This window comes from Streptomyces sp. NPDC005878, assembly GCF_040629815.1.
Classification (GTDB): Bacteria; Actinomycetota; Actinomycetes; order Streptomycetales; family Streptomycetaceae; genus Streptomyces.
In genome coordinates this window covers 113,984-138,362 of record NZ_JBEXWK010000009.1, presented here as the reverse complement: position 1 = coordinate 138,362, position 24,379 = coordinate 113,984, and the positions used below count along the sequence as shown (strand labels likewise).

The 24,379-nt window shown below is 71.9% G+C and carries 20 protein-coding genes; 6 read left to right on the top strand and 14 right to left on the bottom strand.

Annotated features, from left to right (window positions below):
* Positions 1–25 precede the first annotated feature (25 nt).
* The 3 genes from ABZ404_RS16655 to ABZ404_RS16645 all read left to right on the top strand — a co-directional run bounded on the left by ABZ404_RS16655 (position 26) and on the right by ABZ404_RS16645 (position 7,190).
* Positions 26–820, top strand: a complete 795-nt coding sequence (locus ABZ404_RS16655) for a VOC family protein (RefSeq protein ID WP_358831044.1) — start codon at positions 26–28, stop codon at positions 818–820.
* 509 nt (positions 821–1,329) lie between these two features.
* Complete coding sequence (locus ABZ404_RS16650; RefSeq protein WP_358831043.1) at positions 1,330–5,919, top strand: bifunctional nitrate reductase/sulfite reductase flavoprotein subunit alpha; 4,590 nt, start codon at positions 1,330–1,332, stop codon at positions 5,917–5,919.
* A gap of 179 nt (positions 5,920–6,098) precedes the next feature.
* A complete protein-coding gene (locus tag ABZ404_RS16645) occupies positions 6,099–7,190 on the top strand; it encodes an enoyl-CoA hydratase/isomerase family protein (RefSeq protein ID WP_358831042.1) in 1,092 nt (363 codons plus the stop codon).
* A 70-nt stretch (positions 7,191–7,260) separates the two neighbouring features.
* Here ABZ404_RS16645 and ABZ404_RS16640 read toward each other — a convergent pair whose 3' ends face one another.
* The 4 genes from ABZ404_RS16640 to ABZ404_RS16625 form a co-directional block, all read right to left on the bottom strand.
* A complete protein-coding gene (locus tag ABZ404_RS16640; RefSeq protein WP_358831041.1) occupies positions 7,261–8,346 on the bottom strand; it encodes a medium chain dehydrogenase/reductase family protein in 1,086 nt (361 codons plus the stop codon).
* Positions 8,347–8,566: 220 nt separating this feature from the next.
* Complete coding sequence (locus ABZ404_RS16635) at positions 8,567–9,130, bottom strand: TetR/AcrR family transcriptional regulator (RefSeq protein ID WP_358831040.1); 564 nt, start codon at positions 9,128–9,130, stop codon at positions 8,567–8,569.
* Positions 9,131–9,333: 203 nt separating this feature from the next.
* Positions 9,334–10,692: a class I SAM-dependent RNA methyltransferase gene (locus tag ABZ404_RS16630; RefSeq protein WP_358831039.1), complete on the bottom strand. Its 1,359-nt coding sequence runs from the start codon at positions 10,690–10,692 to the stop codon at positions 9,334–9,336.
* 129 nt (positions 10,693–10,821) lie between these two features.
* Positions 10,822–12,873, bottom strand: a complete 2,052-nt coding sequence (locus ABZ404_RS16625; protein WP_358831038.1) for an APC family permease — start codon at positions 12,871–12,873, stop codon at positions 10,822–10,824.
* Between the two features lie 591 nt (positions 12,874–13,464).
* Between ABZ404_RS16625 and ABZ404_RS16620 the strand changes: the two genes are divergently transcribed.
* Together ABZ404_RS16620 and ABZ404_RS16615 are read left to right on the top strand one after the other, a co-directional pair.
* Positions 13,465–14,133: a TrkA family potassium uptake protein gene (locus tag ABZ404_RS16620; RefSeq protein WP_358831037.1), complete on the top strand. Its 669-nt coding sequence runs from the start codon at positions 13,465–13,467 to the stop codon at positions 14,131–14,133.
* Positions 14,133–14,810: a TrkA family potassium uptake protein gene (locus tag ABZ404_RS16615; protein WP_358831036.1), complete on the top strand. Its 678-nt coding sequence runs from the start codon at positions 14,133–14,135 to the stop codon at positions 14,808–14,810. Before ABZ404_RS16620 ends, ABZ404_RS16615 begins: the two co-directional genes overlap by 1 nt.
* A gap of 211 nt (positions 14,811–15,021) precedes the next feature.
* Here the strand turns inward: ABZ404_RS16615 and ABZ404_RS16610 are convergent, their stop codons facing one another.
* From ABZ404_RS16610 to ABZ404_RS16575, 8 genes are all read right to left on the bottom strand, one after another.
* Positions 15,022–15,780 (bottom strand): DUF3159 domain-containing protein, encoded by a 759-nt coding sequence (locus ABZ404_RS16610; RefSeq protein WP_358835122.1) that lies wholly within the window; start codon positions 15,778–15,780, stop codon positions 15,022–15,024.
* A gap of 3 nt (positions 15,781–15,783) precedes the next feature.
* Positions 15,784–16,182: an OB-fold nucleic acid binding domain-containing protein gene (locus ABZ404_RS16605; protein ID WP_190091524.1), complete on the bottom strand. Its 399-nt coding sequence runs from the start codon at positions 16,180–16,182 to the stop codon at positions 15,784–15,786.
* A gap of 94 nt (positions 16,183–16,276) precedes the next feature.
* Complete coding sequence (locus ABZ404_RS16600; RefSeq protein WP_358835121.1) at positions 16,277–16,966, bottom strand: response regulator; 690 nt, start codon at positions 16,964–16,966, stop codon at positions 16,277–16,279.
* A 32-nt stretch (positions 16,967–16,998) separates the two neighbouring features.
* Positions 16,999–19,545, bottom strand: a complete 2,547-nt coding sequence (locus tag ABZ404_RS16595; protein ID WP_358835120.1) for an ATP-binding protein — start codon at positions 19,543–19,545, stop codon at positions 16,999–17,001.
* Positions 19,546–19,703: 158 nt separating this feature from the next.
* Positions 19,704–20,435 (bottom strand): ABC transporter ATP-binding protein, encoded by a 732-nt coding sequence (locus tag ABZ404_RS16590; RefSeq protein ID WP_358835119.1) that lies wholly within the window; start codon positions 20,433–20,435, stop codon positions 19,704–19,706.
* 139 nt (positions 20,436–20,574) lie between these two features.
* A complete protein-coding gene (locus ABZ404_RS16585) occupies positions 20,575–21,366 on the bottom strand; it encodes a DUF3710 domain-containing protein (RefSeq protein ID WP_358835118.1) in 792 nt (263 codons plus the stop codon).
* Between the two features lies 1 nt (position 21,367).
* Positions 21,368–21,892 carry a dUTP diphosphatase gene (gene dut, locus ABZ404_RS16580; RefSeq protein WP_358835117.1) on the bottom strand — a complete coding sequence of 175 codons (525 nt, stop codon included), beginning with the start codon at positions 21,890–21,892 and terminating at the stop codon, positions 21,368–21,370.
* Entirely contained in the window at positions 21,889–22,473 is a 585-nt protein-coding gene (locus tag ABZ404_RS16575) for a PaaI family thioesterase (RefSeq protein WP_358835116.1), read from the bottom strand. Before ABZ404_RS16575 ends, dut begins: the two co-directional genes overlap by 4 nt.
* 58 nt (positions 22,474–22,531) lie before the next feature.
* On the opposite strand from ABZ404_RS16575, the gene ABZ404_RS16570 reads away from it, so the two are divergent.
* Positions 22,532–22,993 (top strand): DUF3093 domain-containing protein, encoded by a 462-nt coding sequence (locus ABZ404_RS16570; protein WP_358835115.1) that lies wholly within the window; start codon positions 22,532–22,534, stop codon positions 22,991–22,993.
* A 46-nt stretch (positions 22,994–23,039) separates the two neighbouring features.
* Here the strand turns inward: ABZ404_RS16570 and ABZ404_RS16565 are convergent, their stop codons facing one another.
* Together ABZ404_RS16565 and ABZ404_RS16560 are read right to left on the bottom strand one after the other, a co-directional pair.
* Positions 23,040–24,020, bottom strand: a complete 981-nt coding sequence (locus tag ABZ404_RS16565; RefSeq protein ID WP_358835114.1) for a hypothetical protein — start codon at positions 24,018–24,020, stop codon at positions 23,040–23,042.
* Positions 24,021–24,031: 11 nt separating this feature from the next.
* A complete protein-coding gene (locus ABZ404_RS16560; protein ID WP_067165176.1) occupies positions 24,032–24,328 on the bottom strand; it encodes a DUF4193 domain-containing protein in 297 nt (98 codons plus the stop codon).
* Positions 24,329–24,379: the final 51 nt, after the last annotated feature.

Genomic DNA, 24,379 nt, shown 5'->3' with positions numbered 1-24,379 from the left:
TCGTCACACAGGAGAGAGCACAGTCATGGCCGCAGAACCAGAGGGCACTCCGTGCTGGGTCGATGCGATGTTCACCGACGTCGAGGGAGCGAAGAGCTTCTACGGTGACGTGCTGGGCTGGACGTTCGGCGAGGCGTCGTCGCAGTACGGCAACTACACCCAGGCGTACGCGGACGGCAAGGCGGTGGCGGCCGTCGTACCGCCGATGCCCGGCCAGGAGGGTCAGTCGGCGTGGTGTCTCTACCTGGCGTCGCCCGATGTCGCCGCCACCGCCAAGAAGATCAAGGACAACGGCGGCGAGGTGCTGATGGAGCCGATGCAGGTCGGCGGCTTCGGCTCGATGGCGATCGCCCGCGAGCCCAGCGGCGCCGTCTTCGGCGTGTGGCAGGCGGGCAGCCACGAGGGCTTCGAGGCCAAGGCGGTGCCCGGAGCGTACTGCTGGGCCGAGTTCTTCACCCGCGACCCGGCGAAACTGGACGCCTTCCTGCCCGCGGTGTTTCCGTACGGCGCCAAACAGATGCAGGACGACGCGGCGGACTTCCGGGTCTTCAGCGTCGGCGACGAGATGGCCCTGGGCCGTATGCGGATGACGGAGGAGTTCCCGCCCGAGATCCCGTCGTACGTGAACGTGTACTTCACGGTCTCCGACTGCGACACGGCGGTGGCGAAGGCGACCAAGCGGGGCGGGGTGCTGCGGTTCGGGCCGATGGACACGCCCTTCGGCCGGTTCGCGGCGCTCAGCGACCCGCAGGGCGCGTCGTTCTCGGTGATCGACCTCCAGACGACACAGGGCGAGATGCCGCAGATGGCCGACGTGTAGCAGCGCTCGCGGCCCAGGGGTGTGCGGGCACGCGCGCGTGGCCGCACACCCCTGGCATGTCGCCCCCCGAGGCCTCCCCGGATCCCCCCAGGGTTCCTTCGTGCGATCAGCCCCGCGTGACGGACGGAGCGAACCGGCATGGATCGCCACCCTGCCGGGACTGCCGCTCCCGATGGCTACGGCGGGGGTCGATCTACGGAGACGGGGGCTCGACCGGCATAGGCATGGATTTCACCTACGTAGGCGCTGCGCACCTACGTAGGCAAGGTTCGGGCGGGCTGGAACCTACGTACGCGAGGCTGGGGCGCACTCCTCACACCCTGCCCGGCCGCCTCGTGATGTCCGACATCGGAGGCGTGCCGCAGTCGCACACAGGTGCTCACAGCATCGGGGCGCGTTTAGTGTGGCCGACGTAACCACTCGTGATCGCCGCACGTGACATCGAAGTAACGGGCATTTCGTACGGTCGGAGTCCAAGGGATCCCGGCCGAGACGAGAGGGGACACCCGTTGACCGCACAGGGCACGCGGACCGCCACCGACCAGGTGCGCACGGTCTGCTCGTACTGCGGTGTGGGCTGCGGGATGGTCCTCGACATCACCGTCGGGCCGGACGGCCGGCGCAGGGTGCTCAAGGCCTCCGGCGACAAGGCGCACCCCGCCAATTCCGGTCGGCTGTGCACCAAGGGGGCGACGACGGCCGACATGCTCACTGCTCCAGGGCGCCTGAGCACCGCGCTGGTACGGGGTGAACGGGGGGCGGAGCCGGTGCCGGCCGGGATCGACGCGATGATCGCCGAGACGGCGGGCAGGCTGCGGTCGATCGTCGACGAGCACGGCCCGGACGCCGTCGCGCTGTATGTGTCGGGCCAGATGAGCCTGGAGGCGCAGTATCTGGCCAACAAGCTGACCAAGGGCTTCATCGGGACCAACCAGATCGAGTCCAACTCCCGGCTGTGCATGGCCAGTGCGGGCAGCGGCTACAAGCTGTCGCTCGGGGCGGACGGCCCGCCCGGCTCGTACCAGGACTTCGAGAAGGCCGACGTCTTCCTGGTCATCGGCTCCAACATGGCCGACTGCCACCCCATCCTCTTCCTGAGGATGATGGAGCGCGTCAAGGCGGGGGCGAAGCTGATCGTCGTCGACCCGCGCCGCACCGCGACGGCCGCCAAGGCCGACCTCTTCCTCCAGATCAAGCCGGGCACCGACCTCGCACTGCTCAACGGCCTGCTCCACCTCCTTGAGGAGGCCGGGCACACCGATCCCGCCTTCATAGCCGCGCACACCGAGGGCTGGGAGGCGATGGGCGAGTTCCTGGCCGACTACCCGCCCGGCTGCGTCGCCAGGACCACCGGCATCCCCGAGGAGGACATCCGTACGGCGGCACGGTGGATCGGCGAGGCCGGCGAGTGGATGAGCTGCTGGACCATGGGGCTCAACCAGTCCACGCACGGCACATGGAACACCAACGCCCTGGTCAACCTGCATCTCGCGACGGGCGCGATATGCCGGCCGGGCAGCGGTCCGTTCTCGCTCACCGGCCAGCCGAACGCCATGGGCGGCCGCGAGATGGGCTACATGGGGCCCGGACTGCCCGGTCAGCGCTCGGTGCTCGTCGACGACGAGCGGACCTTCACCGAGGAGCTGTGGGGGCTGGAGCCGGGCACGCTGCGTACGGACGGGGCGGGGCTCGGGACGGTCGAACTGTTCCGGCGGATGGCCGACGGCGACATCAAGGCGTGCTGGGTGATCTGCACCAACCCGGTCGCCTCCGTAGCCAACCGCCGCACCGTCGTCGAGGGGCTGAGCGCGGCCGAGTTCGTCGTCGTCCAGGACGTGTTCGCCGAGACCGAGACCACCGCGTACGCGGACGTGGTGCTGCCCGGAGCCCTGTGGACGGAGGCCGAGGGCGTCCTCGTCAACAGCGAGCGCAACCTCACCCTCGCCCAGCAGGCCATCGACCCGCCCGGCGAGGCGATGCCCGACTGGCAGATCATCGCGCGCGTGGCGTGCGCGATGGGGTACGAGGAGGCCTTCACCTACGACGGTCCCGAGGACGTCTTCGAGGAGATCAAGCGCGCCTGGAACCCGAAGACCGGCTACGACCTGCGCGGGGTCACCTATGAGCGGCTGCGCGCCACACCGGTGCAGTGGCCCGCCCCGACCGCCGACGGCCCCGACCGCAACCCGATCCGGTACGTGTCCGAGGACGGCGGCGGCCCGGTGTTCCCGACGGCGAGCGGGCGAGCCGTCTTCCACGCGCGCCCGCACCTCCCGGGCGCCGAGATGCCCGACGACGACTTCCCGTTCGTGCTCAACACCGGGCGGCTGCAGCACCAGTGGCACACCCTCACCAAGACGGGGAAGGTGGCCAAGCTCAACAAGCTCAACCCGGCGCCGTTCGTGGAGGTGCACCCCGAGGACGCGGAACGCCTCGGCATCACCGAGGGCGACGGGGTCGAGATCGCCTCGCGGCGCGGCCGGGCGGTGCTGCCCGCCGTGGTGACCGACCGGGTGCGGCCGGGCTGCTGCTTCGCGCCCTTCCACTGGAGCGATCTGTACGGCACGGATCTGAGCATCAACGCGGTGACCAGCGACGCGGTCGACCCGATCTCGCTCCAGCCCGAGTTCAAGGTGTGCGCGGTGTCGCTGACGAAGTCGGCGGTGGAGCCGGCACGGCCCGTGATGCCGGGGACGGCCGCCAGGCTGGGCGGGACGTCGGCAGCCGGCGACGGTTCGGGCGGCGCGGCGGCGAGCCTGTCCGGGACGGTGGGAACGCTCGTTTCGGCCGGTGCGATGGCAGCGGTGGGCGCGAGCAGCGCGATGGGAGCCGCCAGCGCGTCGGGAGCGGCCACCACGACAGGCGCAAGCGGCACGGCAGGGGCGCTCGGCACGGGCACCGCGCTCCTCGACGCCCCCACGCCCCTCCCCCACGCCGTCCCCGCCCAGCGCACGGCCCCCGACGCACACCTGGCGGCCGGCCAAGTAGCCGCTCCGGCCGCCTTGTTCGGACTCGGGGCGCCTCCGCCGGTCCTCACCGAGCAGGAACGCCAGTATCTCGCCGGTTTCCTGGCCGGACTGGAGACGGGTGCGCCCGGCATCCCCGTACTGCCACCGACGGCACCGTTCAGCGAGGAGCACGCGCTCTGGGTGAACGGGGTGCTGGCCGGGATGTACTCGCGCACGACCCCGCGCACGGCCCCCGCTCCCGCACCCGTCGCACAGCTTCCCGACCCCCGGGGCCGTGACGTGCTCCTGCTGTGGGCTTCGCAGACCGGCAACGCCGAGCAGCTCGCGGCGGCCGGCGCCGAGCAGCTCGCCGCCGCCGGACACCGCGTCCGGCTCGTCGCCATGGACGACGCCACCCCGGACACGCTGCCCGCCGACGCCGAGGTGCTGCTGATCACCAGCACCACCGGGGACGGCGAGGCGCCCGACAACGGCGCCGCGTTCTGGGACGCGCTGACGGACGAGGGGGCTCCGCGTCTGGAGGGGCGCCGCTACGCGGTCCTGGCGTTCGGGGACTCGTCCTACGACGAGTTCTGCGGACACGGCCGGCGCCTGGACCAGCGACTGGCCGAGCTGGGCGCGGTACGGCTGCTGCCCCGCACCGACTGCGAGCCGGACTTCGAGGACCGGGCCCAGGAGTGGATCGGCGGGGTGCTGGCCAAGCTGGAGGAGCTGTCGGCCGCTGCCGCCACGGCTCCCGGCGCGGCAGCCGGTCACCCGGCGGACGGTTCGGCCGCCGGCCACCCGCCGGACGCGGCCCTGGGTGCCCCCGGCACCCGCGCCCCGGGCGCGCCCGGAAATACGTCCGGCGAATTCGTCGATGGCCGGGAACTCGCGGCGCTCACCGCCCGTTCACCGGGCACAGCGACATCCTCGGTCCTCAACACCACCACCACTCCTCCTAGTTCCGGGACGACCCGACCCCAGGGCGCCCCGGCCACCTCTCTCCCCACCGTCCCGCTCCCCAGCTCCCGTGCCGCCGCCATCACGGCCCGGCTGACGGGGAACTCACTGCTCAGCCTCCCCGGGTCGAGCAAGGAGGTGCGGCGGTTCACCTTCGACACCCGCGCGAGCGACATCCCGCTCACCTACGCGGCCGGGGACGCGCTCGGCGTGCACCCGGTCAACTCACCCGATCTGGTGGCCGAGTGGCTGGCAGTCACCGGGTTGGACTCCACCACGCCCGTCGAGATCGGCGGGGTCGGCGAGGTCCCGTTCGGTACGGCGCTGTACGAACACCTGGACATCACCCGGGTCGGCCCCGACCTGCTCAAGTTCGTGGCCGAGCGGACCCATGACCGCCGACTGAAGGACTTGCTGCGCGCCGACAACAAGTGGCAGCTGGCGCAGTGGTCCTGGGGCCGCCAGGCGGTGGACGTGGTGGCCGAGCACGGGGTGCGCGCGAGCGCGGCCGAGTGGGCGGGCGTCCTGCGCGGCCTGCGTCCCCGGCTGTACTCGATATCGTCCAGCCCGCTGACCGACCCGCACGAGGTGTCCCTGACGGTCTCGGTCGTCCGGTACGAGAACCGCCTGGGCCACCCGCGCGCGGGCGTCTGCTCAGCGCTGCTCGCGGACGCGCCGCCGGACGCGCCGGTGCCGGTGTACGTCCAGCGCACCCGGCACTTCCGCCCGCCCACCGACCCTGGGACGCCGATGGTGATGGTCGGCCCCGGCACCGGGGTCGCGCCGTTCCTCGGTTTCCTCTACGAGCGCCGCGCCCTGGGCCACTCCGCCCCGAACTGGCTGTTCTTCGGCGAGCAGCACCGTGCCACCGATTTCTACTACGAGGACGAACTGACCAAGCTGAGCGCGGAGGGCACGCTCACACGCCTGGACACCGCGTTCTCCCGCGACCAGCGCGCCAAGGTGTACGTGCAGGACCGGATGCGCGAACACGGCCCGCTGCTGTGGTCCTGGCTCCAGGAAGGGGCGCACTTCTACGTGTGCGGCGACGCCTCCCGGATGGCCAAGGACGTCGACCGGGCGCTGCGCGACATCGCGATGACGCACGGGGGGATGGACGAGGAGTCGGCGGCGGCGTACCTGAAGCGGCTGACGGCGGGGAAGCGGTACGTCCGGGACGTGTACTGAGACGGTCCAACCCGAACCCCGAACCCCAAACCGTACGAACGGCGGACAACGCCACAGCCCGGCCTCCCCCACGCGCGTTCACGCGCGCGATGGACTCTCCGGGAGGCCCAACTATAGATTCGGGGAGATCGTCTGGAAGATCGGCAAGGTTCAGCAAGGCCCCGGAAGGAACCCCGCACATGGGTCGCAGCACGACCAGCGCACTCCCGCCCACCGGCGCCGAGGCCGACCACGTCCTGTCGGCTGTCCACGGCCGCGCCGCGCACCTCACCCTGAACCGGCCGAAGGCGCTCAACGCGCTGACCCACGCCATGGTCCGCCGGATCGACGAGGCGCTGACGGCATGGGAGCACGACCCGGACGTGGAGACGGTCGTCCTCACGGGCGCCGGTGAACGCGGCCTCTGCGCGGGCGGCGACATCCGCGCGATCTACGAGGACGCCCGCGCGGGCGGCACGGCCTCGGCGGACTTCTGGCGGGACGAGTACCGCCTCAACGCCCGGATCGGCCGCTGGCCCAAGCCGTACGTGGCGGTGATGGACGGCATCGTGATGGGCGGCGGGGTCGGGGTCTCGGCCCACGGCAACGTCCGCGTGGTCACCGAGCGCTCGCGCGTCGCCATGCCCGAGACGGGGATCGGCTTCGTTCCCGACGTGGGCGGCACGTATCTGCTCAGCCGCGCCCCCGGCGAACTGGGCTCCCATCTGGCCCTCACGGGCGCTCAGGTGGGGGCGGCGGACGCGCTGCTGTGCGGGCTGGCGGATCACTACGTCCCCTCGTCGCGACTCGGGGACTTCCTGGCAGAGCTGTCGAGCACCCCCGTAGCGGAAGTGCTCCCCCGCCACACCCATCAACCCCCGCCGGGCGAGCTGGTCGCACACCGTGACTGGATCGACCATTGCTACGCGGCGGACACGGTGGAGGAGGTCGTGGACCGGCTGCTCGCCTCGGGCGTCCAGGAGGCGAAGCAGACGGCCGAGACACTCCTGGCGAAGTCCCCCACGTCCCTGAAGGTCACGCTGGCGGCCATGCGGCGGGCCCGCGCGCTGCCCGCCCTGGAGGCGGTCCTGACCCAGGAGTACCGCGTCTCCTGCGCGGCCCTGAGCTCCCCGGACCTGGTCGAGGGGATCCGCGCCCAGGTCATCGACAAGGACCGGGACCCGAAGTGGAGTCCGGGGACGCTGGGGGAGGTCGGGGACGGGGATGTGGAGAGGTTCTTCGGCGGGACGGACGCCGGGGAACGGAAACCCCTGTTCACGTCCGGTAGTTGAGGGAGGAGAGCCGTCCTCAGCACGTCTTCAGGACTTCCTCGGGCACGGGTGTCTGCGGAACCAGAAGAACCTACGGAACCAGAACAACCTTGCCGACCACGGTGCCGGATTCGGCCAGCCGTACCGCTTTCCCGACCTCGGTGAGCGGGATGCGCGCGGCGACCTGGGGGATCAGTCGGCCGTCGGCGAGGAGGGCCAGGACCTGGGTGAGGTCGGTGTGCAGCTTGGCGCGGAAGGTGGCGAGGCGGCGGCGTCCGGCCCAGATGTTGTAGAAGTGGGCGCCCTTGCCGCTCGGCAGGGCGTTCCAGAGTGCCAGGCGGGCGAAGAGCTTGAGGACCGGCGCCTTCGAGGAGCCCTCGACGTCGCGGGTCGAGGCGCTGCCGTACGAGACGAGGGTGCCCTTGGCGGCGAGCAGGCGGTAGGAGGCGACGATGCCCTCGCCGCCGACGTGGTCGAACACCGCGTCGTATCCCTGCGGGGCGTGGGCGCGCAGTCGGGCGTCCATGTCGGGGGCGCGGTAGTCGACGGGGACGGCCCCCAGGGCCCGCACGGCATCGTGGTGCTTGGCCGAGGCGGTGCCGACTACCCGGGCGCCTGCGATACGGGCGAGCTGGACGAGCGTGGAGCCGACACCGCCGTTCGCGCCGTGGACGAGGACGGTGTGTCCGGGGCGCACCTTCGCCAGGCGGTGGAGCATCTGCCAGGCGGTGATGCCGTTGACCACGAACGTCTCCGCGTCGGCGGAGTCGACCGCGTCGGGCACCTCGGTCAGGTCGCCGGCGTCGACGGTGACGTGGCTGGCCCAGGCCCCGGTCTTGGTCAGGACGGCGAAGCGCCGCCCCAGCAGTCCGCCGGGAACGCCCTCCCCCACCTCGACGGCCCGTCCGACGAGGTCGTAGCCGGGGACAAAGGGGAAGGGCGGCTGGTCGTAGTACTTTCCGCGGCGCATCTGCTGCTCGGCGAAGGAGATTCCCGCAGCCTCCATCACCAGCACGACCTGTCCGGGGCCGGCCGGGCGGGCGGGCCGCGTGCGGACCTGGATACCGTCCGGCTCGACGATGCCCGGCAGCACCGCTTCGGTGACGGGGGTGGGGGTGGAGGTGGAGGTGGTGTCGATGGTGCTGTCGGCGGAGATGCGGGGCTGGGAGTCGTCCATGGTCTTGAGCTCCTTGTCGGTGTCGAGTGAGACGTAGTGGTGGTGATGGGGTGATGGGAGGGCGTGGGCGTGGTGAGGTGGGCAGGCGTCGGGACGACCGCCAGGCTTCGCATGTCGAATGAGCCCCACCGGAAGAATGTGTGGTCGACCACTCACTCTGGACCTTAAAAGCCGCGCCCCGAAGTGCGTCGAGGCGAGGCGGCCCTGCCGGCGGCACGGCTCAGTAGTGGGTGATCCCGGCCGTGAGCGTGCGGGTCCAGGGTGCGGAGACCGCCTCGGCGTCGAGGGAGACCAGGAGGTGGCAGAGCATGCCGGTGGCGAAGAACTGCTGAACCTGTTCGTCACTCCCCCCCGAGGCACCGCGGACGTACTCGACGGTGCGGGCGTACCCCGCCCGTACCGCCTCCCGGATCGCGGGCTCGGAGACAGCCGCCGCCTGGGCGTGCAGCTGGACCAGCATGAGGTCGTTGTCGCTGATCAGGCGGGCGTAGGCGTCACCCATGGAGGCGAGGACCGTTTCGGGGGCGCTGCTCTCGGCGTTCGCCGCGCCGCCTTCCAGGGCCGCGCGGACCCGGACGAAGCAGTGTTCGACGACCGCGGTGAACAGCGCTTCCTTGTTCGGGAAGAGGCGGTAGACGTAGGCCTGCGAGATACCTGCGGCCTTGGCGACCTCGGTCGTGGTGGTCCCGAAGTACCCGCGGGCCGCGAACGCCCCGATGGCCGTATGCAGCACCGTGCCGCGGCGCTCTTCGGCTGTGGAGAGTTGTCGGCGTTCCGTCTTCATGTGAGTACTCAACCACTCACTGAAGCAGGGGTCAAGCGCAAGGGCACGGCACGACCGTCCTCCTCGCGCGCCCGAGCCCCTGCGGACCTGCCTCTCCCCCGGCCGGAACGCCGGGGGAGAGGCAGGGAAACCGCAAGGGGAAGGGGCAGAAGAGCAGAAGCACCCGCAGCCTTAGCCGCAGAAGCAGGCTCAGCCGCAGCCGCTCAGGCGTCCTCGCGTACCGGCTCCAGGATCGCCACGCACTCCACATGATGCGTGACCGGGAACAGATCGAACGCCCGGAGCGTCCGCACCTTGTAGCCGCCCTCCGCGAAGTACGCCAGGTCCCGGGCCAGGGCCGCCGGGTCGCAGGCCACGTACGCGATGCGGCGTGCGCCCAGGCCCGACAGGTAGCGGACCGTCTGCTTGCCCGCGCCGGCCCGCGGCGGGTCCAGGACGATCAGGTCCGCTTCGGTGATCTTCGTGCGGGGCAGGACCTGCTCGACCTTGCCCTGTTCGACGCGGACCCGCGGCAGGTCCGCCAGGTTGTGGCGGGCGTCCTCCACCGCGCGCTTGGAGGACTCGATGCCCAGCACCGCGCCCTGCTCGCCGACCCGCTCCGCGATCGCGCCCGCGAAGAGGCCGACGCCGCAGTACAGGTCGAGCGCCATCTCGCCCTTGCGCGGCATCAGGCCCTGCATCACGGCCTTGACCAGGGTGTCGGCCGCCTTCGGGTGGACCTGCCAGAAGCCGCCCATGCCCACCCGGTACGTACGCTCGTCCGCCCGCTCGCGCACGAACGCGCGGCCGTGGACGCGGTGGACGCCGCCGTCCTTCTCCTCCACGCGCAGGACCGAGACCGGCTTGTCGAGTTCGACGAGGGGGAGGCGGCCGCCCGGGCGCGGGGTCAGGACCACCTGGCGGTCGTGCGAGCCCGTCGCCGCGATCGCCTCGATGGACTCCATCTGCGGCCACTCGCGCTTCTCGACGCCCAGCTCGCTGACGCCGGGCGCCGCGATCATGCAGTGGTCGATGATCTGGACGTCGTGCGAGCGGTGCTTGCGCAGACCGGCCCGGCCGTCCTCGTCGATGGCGTACTGGACGCGGGTGCGCCAGGCCGGGACCTCGCCCGCGGGGAGCTTGTCGCCCTCGGCGGGCATGACCGTGCCGTCCCAGCCGGCCTCCTCGGGCGTCAGCCCGGCCAGCCGGCGTAGCTGCTCGGTGATGACCTCGCCCTTGAGGCGGCGCTGGGCGCCCGGCTTGGCGTGCTGCCAGTCGCAGCCGCCGCACTTGCCGGGACCCGCGAACGGGCACGGTGCCTCGACGCGGTCCTTGGAGGCGGAGAGGATCTCGATCGCGTCCGCGCGCAGATAGCGGGAGTCCTCGTCGCCCTCGGTGACGCGCGCGACGATCCTCTCGCCCGGCAGCGCGTGCCTGACGAACAGCACCCGGCCCTGCTCCGTGCGGGCGATGCAGTGCCCGCCGTGCGCCACGGGGCCGACCTCGACCTCGTACTCCTGCCCGACCAGCGAAGCCGAGGACGGGGACGAAGACGAGGACGAGGACTCAGGCTCGTTCTGCATGAGGGCGGGACTCCAGGGTGCCAAGGGGAAACGGGGAAGGGGGCCGCCGTCCCCGTAAAGGACCGTTCACAGGTCCCGTACGGACGGCAGCCCCCCAGTCTACGTCCCCGTGGGGACAGGACCAGCCGCTCAGCCCTTGCCGGTCGGCTCCTTCGGCCGGTGCGCGGAGACCGGGCCCCGCCGCACCGAACCCGGCGCGTTCCACTCCTGCCGCTTGCGGGCCCGCTTCTTGGCGACCTCGGAGGACTGGAGCTGGTACGGGACCGACGTCACCATCACGCCGGGCGTGAAGAGCAGGCGGCCCTTCAGGCGCAGCGCGCTCTGGTTGTGCAGCAGGTGCTCGTACCAGTGGCCGACCACGTACTCGGGGATGTAGACGCTGACCGCGTCGCGCGGGCTCTCGCGCCGCAGGCCCTTGACGTACTCGATGACCGGGCGGGTGATCTCGCGGTACGGCGAGTCGATGATCTTCAGGGGGACGTCGATGCCGCGCCGGTCCCACTCGTCCTTGAGCGCCTTCGTCTCGGCCGCGTCGACGCTGACGCTGATCGCCTCAAGCTGGTTGGTGTGCAGCAGCTTGGCGTAGGCGAGGGCGCGCAGGGTCGGCTTGTGGAGCTTGGAGACCAGGACGACGGAGTGGACGCGCGAGGGGCGGACGTACTCGTCGGGGCGCTCCTCGGCCGCCGCGATCTCCTCGGCCACCTTGTCGTAGTGCTTGCGGATCGCGGTCATCGTTCCGTAGAAGATCACCATGCCGAGCAGCGCGACCCAGGCTCCGTGGGTGAACTTCGTGGCGAGCACCACGACCAGGACCAGGCCGGTGAAGAAGGCGCCGAAGGTGTTGATCGCGCGACTGCGGACCATGTGGCGGCGCTTGGCCGGGTCCTGCTCGGTGGCGAGGTGGCGGTTCCAGTGCCGGACCATGCCGGTCTGGCTCAGGGTGAAGGAGACGAAGACGCCGACGATGTAGAGCTGGATCAGCCGGGTCGAGTCGGCGCCGTAGATCACCACGAGCAGGATCGCGGCGCCCGCCAGCAGCACGATGCCGTTGGAGAACGCGAGGCGGTCGCCGCGGGTGTGCAGCTGGCGCGGCAGGTAGCGGTCCTGGGCGAGGATCGAGCCGAGCAGCGGGAAGCCGTTGTACGCGGTGTTCGCGGCCAGGAACAGCACGAGCGCGGTGGCCGCGGCGAGGATGACGAAGAGGAAGTTGCCCTTGCCGAAGACGGCCTCGGCGACCTGGGAGATCACCGGGTTCTGGACGTAGCCGGAGCCGACCGGGACGCCGTTGTGCAGCAGGTCGGTGGCGGGGTTCTCGGCCATCCGCACCTTGGTCACCATGGCAAGCGCGATGATGCCGCAGAACATGGTGACCGCGAGGGCGCCCATCAGGGCCAGCGTGGTCGCGGCGTTCTTCGACTTGGGCTTGCGGAAGGCCGGGACGCCGTTGCTGATCGCCTCGACGCCGGTGAGCGCGGCACAGCCGGAGGAGAAGGCGCGCAGCAGCAGGAAGACGAGCGCGAAGCCCGCCAGGCCCTGGTGCTCGGCGTGGATCGTGTAGTCGGCCGTCGGGGCCCTCATGGTGTGGTCGAGGACCAGGCCCTTGAAGGCGCCCCAGGCGACCATGACGAAGACGCCGCCCACGAAGACGTACGTGGGGATGGCGAAGAGCTTGCCGGACTCCTTGACCCCGCGCAGGTTCATCAGGGTCAGCAGGACGATCACGACGACCGCGCACAGCACCTTGTGCTCGACGACGAACGGGACGGCCGAGCCGAGGTTCTCGATGCCGGAGGCGATCGAGACGGCGACGGTCAGGACGTAGTCGACGAGGAGCGCGCTGGCGACGGTGAGTCCGGCCTTGGGCCCCAGGTTGGTGGTGGCGACCTCGTAGTCACCGCCGCCACTGGGGTACGCGTGCACGTTCTGCCGGTACGAGGCGACCACGGTGAACATCAGCACCACGACCGCGACGGCGATCCAGGGGCTGTAGTGGTACGCCGACACACCCGCCACGGACAGCACCAGGAGGACTTCTCCGGGTGCGTACGCAACGGACGAGAGGGGGTCGGACGCGAAGACGGGGAGCGCGATGCGCTTGGGGAGGAGCGTTTCTCCCAGCTTGTCGCTGCGCAGCGCCCGGCCGATCAGGATCCGTTTGGGCACGTCGGTCAGTTTGGACACAACAGAGAAGCGTAAGGGCATCGTGTTGACGCGGCCCACCCGCCACCCCCCATCCGCACGAGAGAGCCGCCCACACGGCCGTGGCGGGGAGCCGGCCGGGTCCGCGCGGCGCCCCGGAGGCCGCCTGGTCGGGCTCCGGGTGCAGCCGTCGGAGGCGGGGACCCGGGCTCCGGAGGCGGGGACACGGGCTCCGGCTTCGTCTCCGATTCCGCTCCGGCCTCGGCCCCGGCCCCGGCCCCGGCCCCGGCCCCGGCCCCGGCGGATGATCCCGGAGGGTGATCCCGGACACCTCCCGCGCCGCCGGGCGCGCCGCGGGCCCGGTGACGGCGGGCGGTGGGCGGTGGGCGGCGCTCGGCGGCGTGTCCGGACGCGGGCATTCCGCGCGGGCCGGACGCCATCGGTGCCGGCCGGAGTGAACGCCCTCCCGCTTCCGCGCGTCTCAGCCTGCGCGACGGGTGTGCGGCGGGGCACCGTCCGGTGGGATGCTCACCGACTGCGCCGGGGGAAGTACCGACGCTGGTGAGTGCATCGCGCCGTGAGCCGCATAAGCTCGTCACCGGGCAACGCCGAGAAGGAAGTATGTGAGGGGACGTGCACATCGTCATCATGGGCTGCGGGCGAGTGGGAGCCGCTCTCGCGCAGACCTTGGAGCAGCAGGGGCACACGGTCGCCGTCATCGACCAGGACCCCACGGCCTTCCGCCGGCTCGGTTCCGGGTTCAGCGGGCGCCGGGTCACCGGCGTCGGCTTCGACCAGGACACCCTGCGTGAAGCGGGGATCGAGGAGGCCGGCGCGTTCGCGGCGGTCTCCAGCGGCGACAACTCCAACATCATCGCGGCCCGCGTGGCCCGGGAGATGTTCGGCATCGAGAACGTCGCGGCCCGCATCTACGACCCGCGCCGCGCCGAGGTGTACCAGCGGCTCGGCATCCCGACGGTCGCCACGGTCCGCTGGACCGCCGACCAGATGCTGCGGCGGCTGCTGCCGTCCGGCGCGGAGCCGCTGTGGCGCGACCCGAGCGGCGCCCTCCAGCTGGCGGAGGTGCACACCTCCGCGGCCTGGATCGGCCACAAGGTCAGCAAGCTGCAGGAGGAGACGGGCGTGCGCGTCGCCTTCCTCACCCGGCTGGGCGAAGCGGTACTGCCCAGCTCCCAGACGGTTCTGCAGGAAGGCGACCTCGTCCACGTGATGATGCGCACGGACGAGATCGAAAAGGTGGAGGCGGCCTTCGCCCAGGGTCCCGAGGAGGGCGGTCACTGATGCGCGTCGCGATTGCCGGGGCCGGCGCGGTGGGTCGTTCCATCGCGGGCGAGCTGCTGGAGAACGGTCACGAGGTGCTCCTCGTCGACAAGGCGCCCACCGCCATCTCGGTGGAGCGGGTGCCGCAGGCGGAGTGGCTGCTCGCCGACGCCTGCGAGATCACCTCGCTGGACGAGGCGGCGCTCCAGCGCTGCAACGTGGTCATCGCGGCCACCGGCGACGACAAGGTGAACCTGGTCGTCTCGCTGCTCGCGAAGACCGAGTACGGCGTGCCGCGTGTGGTCGCCCGGGTCAACAACCCGAAGAACGAGTGGCTGTTCAACGAGTCGTGGGGCGTGGACGTCGCCGTCTCGACCCCGCGTCTGATGTCGGCGCTGGTCGAGGAGGCCGTGAGCGTCGGCGATCTCGTACGGCTGCTGCGCTTCAGCCACGGGGACGCCAACCTCGTCGAGCTGACGCTGCCGCCGGAGTCGGCGCTCGCGGGCACCCAGGTCGGGGATGTGGCCTGGCCGCAGGACACCTCGCTGGTGACGATCATCCGCGGTACGCGGGTGCTCACGCCGCAGCCCGAGGAGACCCTGGAGGCCGGTGACGAGCTGCTGTTCGTGGCCGCGCAGGCGCGCGAGGAGCAGCTGGAGGACCTGCTGTCGGTCCGGCGGGACGACGTGGCGAGCTGACGCCCCCGCTCACGGCGGGAAGGGGCGGGGAGTACGTCAGGTACACCCCGCCCCTTCCTTGTGGCGTCTTCCTTGTGGCGGGTCACCGGGGAGGTGGCCGGGCCGCCGCAGAGGAGGCCGGGGCCGGTCGGGCGGTTCCCCGCGCCCCGTTGAGGCGTGTGACAGGGGGCCCGGGGTGCGTATCGCGCACCCCGGGCCCCCTGTCACGTCGTCAGCTCCCGGCCGCCTCGGCGGCCTTCGCGGCCTTCGCGGCCTTCGCCGCTTCCTCCTCGGCCTCCATCTCCGCGAACACGTCGATGGGCGGCGGGGCCTTGGCCAGGAAGATCCAGGTCAGCCAGACGGCCAGCAGGAACGGCGGGATCTTCAGGGCGATCAGCACCCAGCCGAGCTGGGAGGTGTTGGCCCACCAGTAGAGCGGGAAGAGGATCGCGCACTTGGCTAGCAGGATCAGGCCCCAGGCCCAACTCGCCTTGGCGTACGCCTTCTTGCGGCCGGGGTTCCGGGTGCGCCAGGACAGGTTCTCCTTGAAGACCGGTCCCAGCATCAGACCGATCAGGGGGACGCCGAAGAGCGTCGTCACCAGGTAGGCCAGCGCCAGGCCCAGGGTGTAGAGCATGCCCGGCAGGTAGAAGTCCTTGGCGTTGCCGGTCATCATCGCGAAGACCACGCCGAAGGCCACGCCGAAGACGCCGCTGAAGGCGTGCTTGACGGTGTCCTTGCGGACCAGCCGGACCACCACGAGCAGCAGCGACACCGCGACGGCGGCGATCGCCGAGCTGTGCAGGTCCTTGTTGACCGTGAAGATCGAGACGAAGAGGAGCCCGGGCAGGCAGGTCTCCACCATGCCCCGGATCCCGCCGAACGCCTCGAAGAGCGCGGCTTCGGTGACGGCTCTGGCGTCGGCGTCACCGCGCGCGTGCCGGGCGTGCGGGGCGGCGGTCGTGGTGGTCGGCTTGTCGGCTGACGTCACCGGCTACTCCTGTCCGAGTGGTCGGAGTTCGTATTTGGGGTTGAACAGCACCCGCCGGCCGTGGCTCATCGAGATCCGGCCCGAGGCGATCAGCTTGCGGCCCGGCTCTATGCCCACGATCGAGCGCCGTCCCAGCCACACCACGTCCAGCGGGGCGGTCCCGTCGAAGAGCTCGGCCTCCAGCGCCGGGACGCCCGCCCTCGGGCGCAGGGTGACCGTCCGCAAGGTACCAGTCACCTTGACTATCTGGCGGTCGTCGCAGTCGGAGATGCGGGTGCACCCCGTGGCCTGCGTGTCCTCCTGCAGTTCCGCGGAGTGCAGATCCTCCTGCGAGGTGGACAGCCGGTCGAGCATCCGGCGGAAGCGCCCCGCGGGCTTCTCGGTTCGAAGGTCAGCACTCATACAGAAAGCGTACCGGCCCCCGCCGACACGGGAGGTGCCCGCGCCCGGCCCCGCCGGGGCCGCCGCGCGGCGGTCACCGCACGGGCACGGCCGCTCACCGCTCGAAGCGGTAGCCCATGCCCGGCTCGGTGATGAAGTGGCGCGGGTGCGAGGGATCGCGCTCCAGTTTCCGGCGCAGCTGCGCCATGTAGACGCGCAGATAGTTCGTCTCCGTCCCGTAGGAGGGGCCCCAGACCTCCTGGAGGAGCTGCTTCTGGCTGACCAGCCGGCCGGTGTTGCGCACGAGCACTTCGAGCAGGTGCCACTCGGTGGGCGTGAGGCGTACGTCCCGGCCCTCCCGGTTGACCTTCTTGGCAGCCAGGTCGACGGTGAAGGCCTCGGTCTCCACCGTCACCACGTCGTCGGCGCCCTCGCCGCCGACCGGTTCGGCGCGGCGGACGGCCGCCCGCAGCCGGGCGAGCAGCTCGTCCATGCCGAAGGGCTTGGTGACGTAGTCGTCGGCGCCCGCGTCCAGCGCCTCGACCTTCTCGTCGGAGGTGTGGCGGGCCGAGAGGACCAGGATCGGCACCCGGGTCCAGCCGCGCAGCCCCCTGATCACCTCGACGCCGTCCATGTCGGGCAGACCGAGGTCGAGGACCACCACGTCGGGGTGGCGGGCCGCCGCGAGCTGGAGGGCACTCGCCCCGTCGGGGGCCGCGTCCACTTCGTATTTCCTCGCCTTGAGGTTGATCACGAGGGCGCGGACGATCTGCGGCTCGTCGTCCACCACGAGCACCCGGGTCATGCGGGTCCTGCTTTCTGTCGAAGGGCCGTACGTCACGAGGCGGCCCGGGCGGAGGGGCCGGCGACGGCCGGGCGGGGGCCGGGGGACGCCGCCCGGAGGGTGAGGACCATGGTCATGCCGCCGCCGGGGGTGTCCTCGGCGGTGAGGGTGCCGCCCATCGACTCGGCGAAGCCGCGGGCCACCGCGAGCCCGAGTCCCACGCCGGCGCCGCGCGGGGCGTCGCCGTACCGCTGGAAGGGCTCGAAGATCCGTTCCTTGCTCTCGTCGGGGACGCCGGGGCCCCGGTCGGCCACCCGGACCTCCACGCGCTCGCCCAGCGCGCTCGCGGCCACCAGGACGGGCGCGCCCGCGGGGCTGTACTTGACGGCGTTCTCCACGAGGTTGGCGACGGCCCGCTCCAGGAGTCCGGCGTCGACGGCCACCATCGGCAGGCTCTCCGGCACGTCCAGCTCCACGCTGTCCTCGGGGACGCCGCCGAGCGCCATCGGGACCACCTCGTCGAGGTCGGTCTCGCGGATGATGGGGACGACCGTGCCGGTGTTGAGGCGGGACATGTCGAGCAGGTTGCCGACGAGGTGGCCGAGCCGGTCGGCGCCCTCCTCGATGCCCGCGAGGAGTTCGGCCTCGTCGTCCTCGGACCAGTCGACGTCGTCGGAGCGCAGCGAGCTGACGGCGGCCTTGATGGAGGCCAGCGGGGTGCGCAGGTCGTGGCTGACGGCGGCGAGCAGCGCGGTGCGGATGCGGTTGCCCTCGGCGAGCTTGCGGGACTCCTCCGCCTCGTCGACCAGGCGCTGGCGGTCGAGGACGACGGCGGCCTGGGCGGCGAAGGCGCCGAGGACCCGGCGGTCCTCGGCGGGCAGCACCCGTCCGCTCAGGGCCAGCGCCATGTGGTCGCCGACGGGCATGTCGACGTCGGCGTCCTCGGGGCGGGCGACGGGGTGCGGGCCGACGCTGCCCGCGCGGGTCCACGGCTCGACGTCGCCGGCTCGCTCCAGGAGGGCGACGGACTCCATGGCGAAGGTCTCGCGGACCCGTTCCAGGAGCGCGTCGAGCGCGGTCTCGCCGCGCAGCACGCTGCCCGCGAGGAAGGAGAGGATCTCGGACTCGGCGCGCAGCCGGGCCGCCTGGTGGGTGCGGCGGGCCGCGAGGTCGACCACGGAGGCCACCGAGACCGCCACCAGGAAGAAGATCGCGATGGCGAGGAAGTTCTTGGGGTCCGCGATGGTGATCCGGTGCAGCGGCGGGGTGAAGTAGTAGTTCAGCAGGAACGAGCCGAAGGCCACCGAGGCGAGCGCCGGGAGCAGTCCGCCGAGCAGGGCCGCGGCGACGGTGAGCGTCAGGAAGAGCAGCATGTCGTTGGCGAGCCCGAGGTCCGCGTCGACGTTGGTCAGCAGCAGCGTGAGCAGCGCCGGTCCGGCCATGCCCGTGAGCCATCCCGCGACGCTGCGGGCCCGTCCGAGCCGGGCGCCGCGCGTTACCGGCAGGCCGCGCCCCTTGGCGGCCTCCTCGTGGGTGACGATGTGGACGTCGAGGTCGGGCCCGGACTCGCGGGCGACGGTCGCGCCGACGCCCGGTCCGAAGACGTACTGCCAGCTCTTGCGGCGGCTGGAGCCGAGGACGATCTGGGTGGCGTTGACGCCCCGGGCGAACTCCCTCAGGGAGGCGGGGATGTCGTCGCCGATGACGTGGTGAAACGTTCCGCCCAGGTCTTCGACCAGGGTGCGCTGGATGGCCAGCTCCTCGGGCGAGGCCGCGGTCAGCCCGTCGCTGCGCGCCACGTACACCGCCAGGATCTCGCTGCCGGAGCCCCGGGCGGCCATCCGGGCCGCGCGCCGGATCAGGGTGCGGCCCTCGGGCCCGCCGGTCAGGCCGACGACGATCCGCTCCCGGGCCTGCCAGGTGGAGCGGATGCCGTGCTCGCCCCGGTACTGCTGGAGGTATTCGTCGACCCGGTCCGCGACCCACAGCAGCGCGAGTTCGCGCAGGGCGGTGAGGTTGCCGGGGCGGAAGTAGTTGGACAGGGCCGCGTCGACCTTGTCGGAGGTGTAGACGTTGCCGTGCGCCATCCGGCGGCGCAGGGCCTGCGGCGACATGTCGACGAGCTCGATCTGGTCCGCGCGCCGCACCACCTCGTCGGGCACCGTCTCGCGCTGGCGCACGCCGGTTATCGACTCCACGACGTCGCCCAGCGACTCCAGGTGCTGGATGTTGACGGTGGACACCACGTCGATGCCCGCCCGGAGCAGCTCCTCGACGTCCTGCCAGCGCTTGGTGTTGCGCGCGCCGGGGACGTTGGTGTGGGCGAGCTCGTCCACCAGGGCGACGGCGGGCCGCCGCTCCAGGACCGCGTCGACGTCCATCTCGGTGAAGGCCGCGCCGCGGTACTCGATCCCGCGGCGCCCGACCTGCTCCAGGCCGTGCAGCATGACCTCGGTGCGCGGGCGGCCGTGGTGCTCGACGAACGCCACCACGCAGTCGGTGCCGCGTTCCACGCGCCGGTGGGCCTCGGACAGCATCGCGTACGTCTTGCCGACGCCCGGTGCCGCACCGAGGTAGATCCGTAGCCTGCCGCGTGCCATGGCCCCACTGTCCTTCAGAGAACTGCTGCGTGCGCGATGCCGACCTTACGGGCATCTATTCCGGCAAATCGGACGGGGGGTCCGATGGGCCGTCGTATTGACGCGATTCTGATGGGGGTGGGCAGGGCCGGCGGACCGGGCCGGTCAGCCGTGGTCGGTCAGCCGTGGTCGGTGATCCGGCCGTCGCTCAGCTCCAGGACGCGGTCCGCGAGGCCGAGCAGCTGGGTGTCGTGGGTGGCGACCAGGGCGGTCACGCCCTCGCTGCGCACCACCGCGCGCAGCAGCTCCATCACGGCGAGCCCGGTCTCGGCGTCGAGCTGGCCGGTGGGCTCGTCGGCGATCAGGAGCGCGGGCCGGTTGGCGAGCGCCCGGGCGATGGCGACGCGCTGCTGCTGCCCGCCGGAGAGCTCGCCGGGTCGCTGCTCGGCGTGGTCGGCGAGCCCGACCAGGGCGAGGAGCAGCTCCACGCGCGCGTCGCGCTCGCTCGGGTCGGCCTTGCGCAGCCGCAGCGGGACGCCGACGTTCTCGGCGGCCGAGAGGATCGGGATCAGCCCGAAGGACTGGAAGACGAAGCCGATCCGGTCGCGGCGCAGCGCGAGCAGCCCCTCCTCCCCGAGGTCCGCCAGGTCGGTGGAGTCGACGGTGATCCTGCCGCCGTCGGGCCGGTCCAGCCCGCCGACCAGGTTGAGCAGCGTCGTCTTGCCCGATCCGGAGCGCCCCTTGAGGGCGACGAGCTCGCCGCGCGGCACCTCGAAGGACACCCCGCGCAGCGCGTGGACGGCGGCGGCGCCCTCGCCGTAACTGCGGCGCAGGTCCTCCACGCGGACCATCGGCCCGGTGCCCGGCTGCTCGGCCACGGCCGTGCCGTGACCGCTGGTGCTCTCGCTCATGCCCGCTCCCCCGTACGTCTGTTCCCCGGCCGCGCCAGTATGTGCAGCGGGCACCGTCACGGGCAACGCCCACGGGCCGGAAAACGCCGACGGGCCGCGCCCCGGAGAGGGACGCGGCCCGTCGAAGGACCGGTGGGGGTCAGCGCACCTCGGTGATCTCCGGGCCGCGCTGGAGCTGGCCCATGCCGCCGGAGAAGCGCGAGCCCTCCTGCTCCTCCTGCTGGACACCGTCGGGCATCATCTGCGCGTCGTCGGGGAGCTTCAGGACGATCGGGTCGCGCGGGGCCATCGGGCCCTCGCCGCGCACCACGACCGTGTCCTGGAAGACCTGCTCCAGGAGCCCGGCGGCCTGCGGCTGCACCGCGCCCTGGCCGGAGATGACACCGCGCAGGAACCAGCGCGGGCCGTCCACGCCCACGAAGCGGACCAGCTGGACGCCGTTGGTCCCGTCCGGGAGCTGGACCGGCACCTGGGCGCGCAGCTCCCAGCCCAGCGGACCCTCGACCTCGTCGATGATGCCGCCCTGCTGGGTGATGCCGGAGGCGATCTCCTCGCGGACCTCGCCCCAGATGCCCTCGTTCTTGGGGGCCGCGAAGGCCTGGAGCTGTACGGCGCTGTCGCGCAGCACGACGGTCGCCGCGACGATCGCGTCACCCGCGACCTCGACCCGCAGCTCCATGCCCTCGACCCCGGGGACGAACAGGCCGCCCAGGTCGACCCGGCCGTCGCCGGGCTCGGAGACCTCGGAGACGTCCCAGGGACCGTCCGGCCGGGGCGCCGGCGGCAGGTTCACCCTGCGCGGCTCGTCCCCGTCACCGGCGTGGTCGGCAACGGCGTAGTCGCCGTCTTCAGCGTCGATGCCGTCGACGACCTGCTCGGCCTCGCCCGCCGTCTCGTCGGCGGATCCGCTCTTCTTGCGACGTCCGAACACGTCACTGTCCTTCCCGGTCGGATACGACCGCGTATCGATTCCCACCCTGTTCACTGCCGAAGGCCCTGCCCACGGCGGCATGACCGCCGGTGGAACCGAAGCCCCCCTCGGCCCGCGCCGAGCCGGGAAGCTCCGCCACCTCGTGGAAGCGGACCTTCTCGACCTGCTGGACGACAAGTTGGGCAATCCGGTCGAATCGCTCGAACCGCACGGTCTCGCGCGGGTCGAGATTGACCACGATCACCTTGATCTCCCCACGGTACCCGGCATCCACCGTCCCCGGGGCATTCACCAGGGCGACACCGCAGCGTGCGGCCAGGCCCGACCTCGGGTGCACGAAGGCCGCGTACCCGTCGGGCAGGGCGATACTCACGCCGGTGGGCAGGACGGCCCGCTCCCCGGGGGCGAGTTCGGCGGCCTCGGTGGTGACGAGGTCGGCCCCCGCGTCGCCGGGGTGCCCGTACGCCGGAATCGGCACCTGCGGATCGACTCGGCGGATGAGGACGTCTACGGGGTTACGGCTCACGGGTTCACCTCGAAGGCGCGGGTGCGCCTGACCTGGTCGGGGTCGGACATGACGGCCTCGATCTCCTGCGGGCGGCCGTTCTCGATGAAGTGGTCGACCTTCACCTCGATGAAGAGGGCGTCGGCCCGGACCGCCACCGGCCCGCCGGGGCCGCCTATCCGCCCGGTCGCCGTGGAGTAGATCTTCCGGCCCTCGACGGCGGTCACCTCGGCCTCCAGGAACAGCACGGTGTCCACCGGCACGGGCCGGACGAAGTCGGTCTCCAGCCGGCCGGTCACCGCGATGGTCTGGAGCAGCCAGTTCAGCGAGCCGAGCGTCTCGTCGAGCGCCGTGGCGAGCACCCCGCCGTGCGCGAGACCGGGCGCGCCCTGGTGCGCGGGGCGCACGGTGAACTCGGCGGTGACGGCCACGCCCTCACCGGCCCGCGCCTCAAGGTGCAGTCCGTGGGGCTGTCCGCCGCCGCAGCCGAAGCAGTGCTCGTAGTGCGCGCCGAGCAGTTCGCCCGGGGCGGGCGCGTCGGGGTGCCGGACCGGCGGCTTCGCGTCGGCCGGGGGCGTCAGGGACGCAGATCTAGCAGTCACAGCCGCTGACCTTACCCGCGGTCCGGGGCGCCGGTCGCGCCGTGCCAAGCTTGCTGTCATGCAGCCGAACGCCCCTCAGTACACCGAACGCCTCACCGCCCCCCGCTCCTGGTGGCTGATCGCCGCTCTGGTCGGGGTGGCGTGCGCGCTGATGCTGCTCCCGCTGGGCGGGCTGCCGCTCCTGGCCGGCCTCATCGGCGGGACGGCGGCGGCCGCGGTGGTGGTGAGTTCGTACGGTTCGGTACGGATCCGGGTGGTGGCGGGCACGCTGGTGGCGGGCGACGCCCGCATCCCGGTGACCGCGCTCGGCGAGCCCGAGGTCCTGGACGCGGAGGAGGCCCGCGCCTGGCGGCTGCACAGGGCCGACCCGCGCGCCTTCATGCTGCTGCGCAGCTACATTCCGACGGCGGTACGGGTGGAGATCACCGATCCCGAGGACCCGACCCCGTACGCCTACCTCTCCACGAGGAACCCCGAGGCCCTCAAGGCGGCGCTGGACGGGGTGCGGGCGGGCCTCTGACGACCGCGCCCGGGGTCATGGGCGCCCCGGGGAGGGACAGGCCGCGTCAGCGCCCCAGCTCCTTGGGCGGCTCCCCGGGCCGCAGCGGGTCGGCGGGCTGCTCCAGAGGGGGGAGCGAGGGCAGCGCGTCCCACGGCACCTGGCGCTTGCGCAGGTCCGCCCGGACGTGCGCGGCCACCTTCTTCGTGTCGCGCCGGTTCATCACGGCGCCGACCGCCGCTCCGACCATGAACGGGGTGAGGTTCGGCAGGTTGCGGACCATGCGCTTCATGATCTGCTGGCGCAGCTCCCGCTTCATCTGCCCGCCGAGCGCCACGTTGAGGGTCGCCGGCTTGGTCATCTGCACACCGCGCTCCTCGGTCCAGGACGTCAGATACGCCATGGAGCGCTCTTTGAGATTGCCGGGCGGGCGCATCCCGTAGACCTCGTGGAGCTCGGCGATGAGCTTGAGTTCGATGGCGGCGACGCCGGTGACCTCGGCGGCCAGCTCGGCCGGCATGGCCGGCGGGACGGGGAGCATCGCGGCGGCGCCGACGCCCGCGCCCACCGTGGAGGTGGCGTTCGCCGCGCCCGCGATCAGTTTGTCCGCGATCTCCTCCGGGCCGAGACCGGGGAACTGCCGGCGCAGGGTCGCCAGGTCGCGCACGGGAACGCGCGGGGCGATGTCGATGACGCGGTCGGCGAGGTGGCCGATTCCGGCCCAGGCGCTCGCGCCGCTCTTGCGGATCCCCTTCTTGAGGGCCGGTACGCCCTTGGTGGTGGCGGTGCGCAGGGCGCCCAGGCGTCGGGCCCCGGCCGCGGGCCCCGCCTGGCCGTCCCGTGCCGCTTCGAGCGAGGCCGGTCGGCCCCGCTCGTCCTCGTTGCCGTCTGTGGCAGAGCCCACCGCGGGGAGAGCGGGGGGCTCGGCGGGCGTCTGGACGCCCTCTGCCGGGCCTGTGCCGCTCTGGGACGCCTCGGGCGAACCCGGGGCACCCTTTCTCCGGAACGGTCGCTTCCGGGGCGGTTCGGCGCCTGCCCTGCCTTTCACGGGCTGCCCGATCAGTCGCAGTCGCGGCAGATCGGCTGACCGTTCTTCTCGCGGGCCAGCTGGCTGCGGTGGTGCACGAGGAAACAGCTCATGCAGGTGAACTCGTCGGCCTGCTTGGGCAGGACCCGGACGGCGAGTTCCTCGTTGGAGAGGTCCGCGCCGGGCAGTTCCATGCCCTCCGCGGCCTCGAAGTCGTCCACGTCGACGGCCGAGGCGGACTTGTCGTTCCGCCGGGCCTTCAGTTCTTCAAGACTGTCGGAATCGACGTCGTCGTCGGTCTTGCGTGGGGTGTCGTAGTCCGTTGCCATGTCGCTCTCCCCCTCTGGGTGGTTGCGGTGTCTCCAGCGCACGTAACGCGT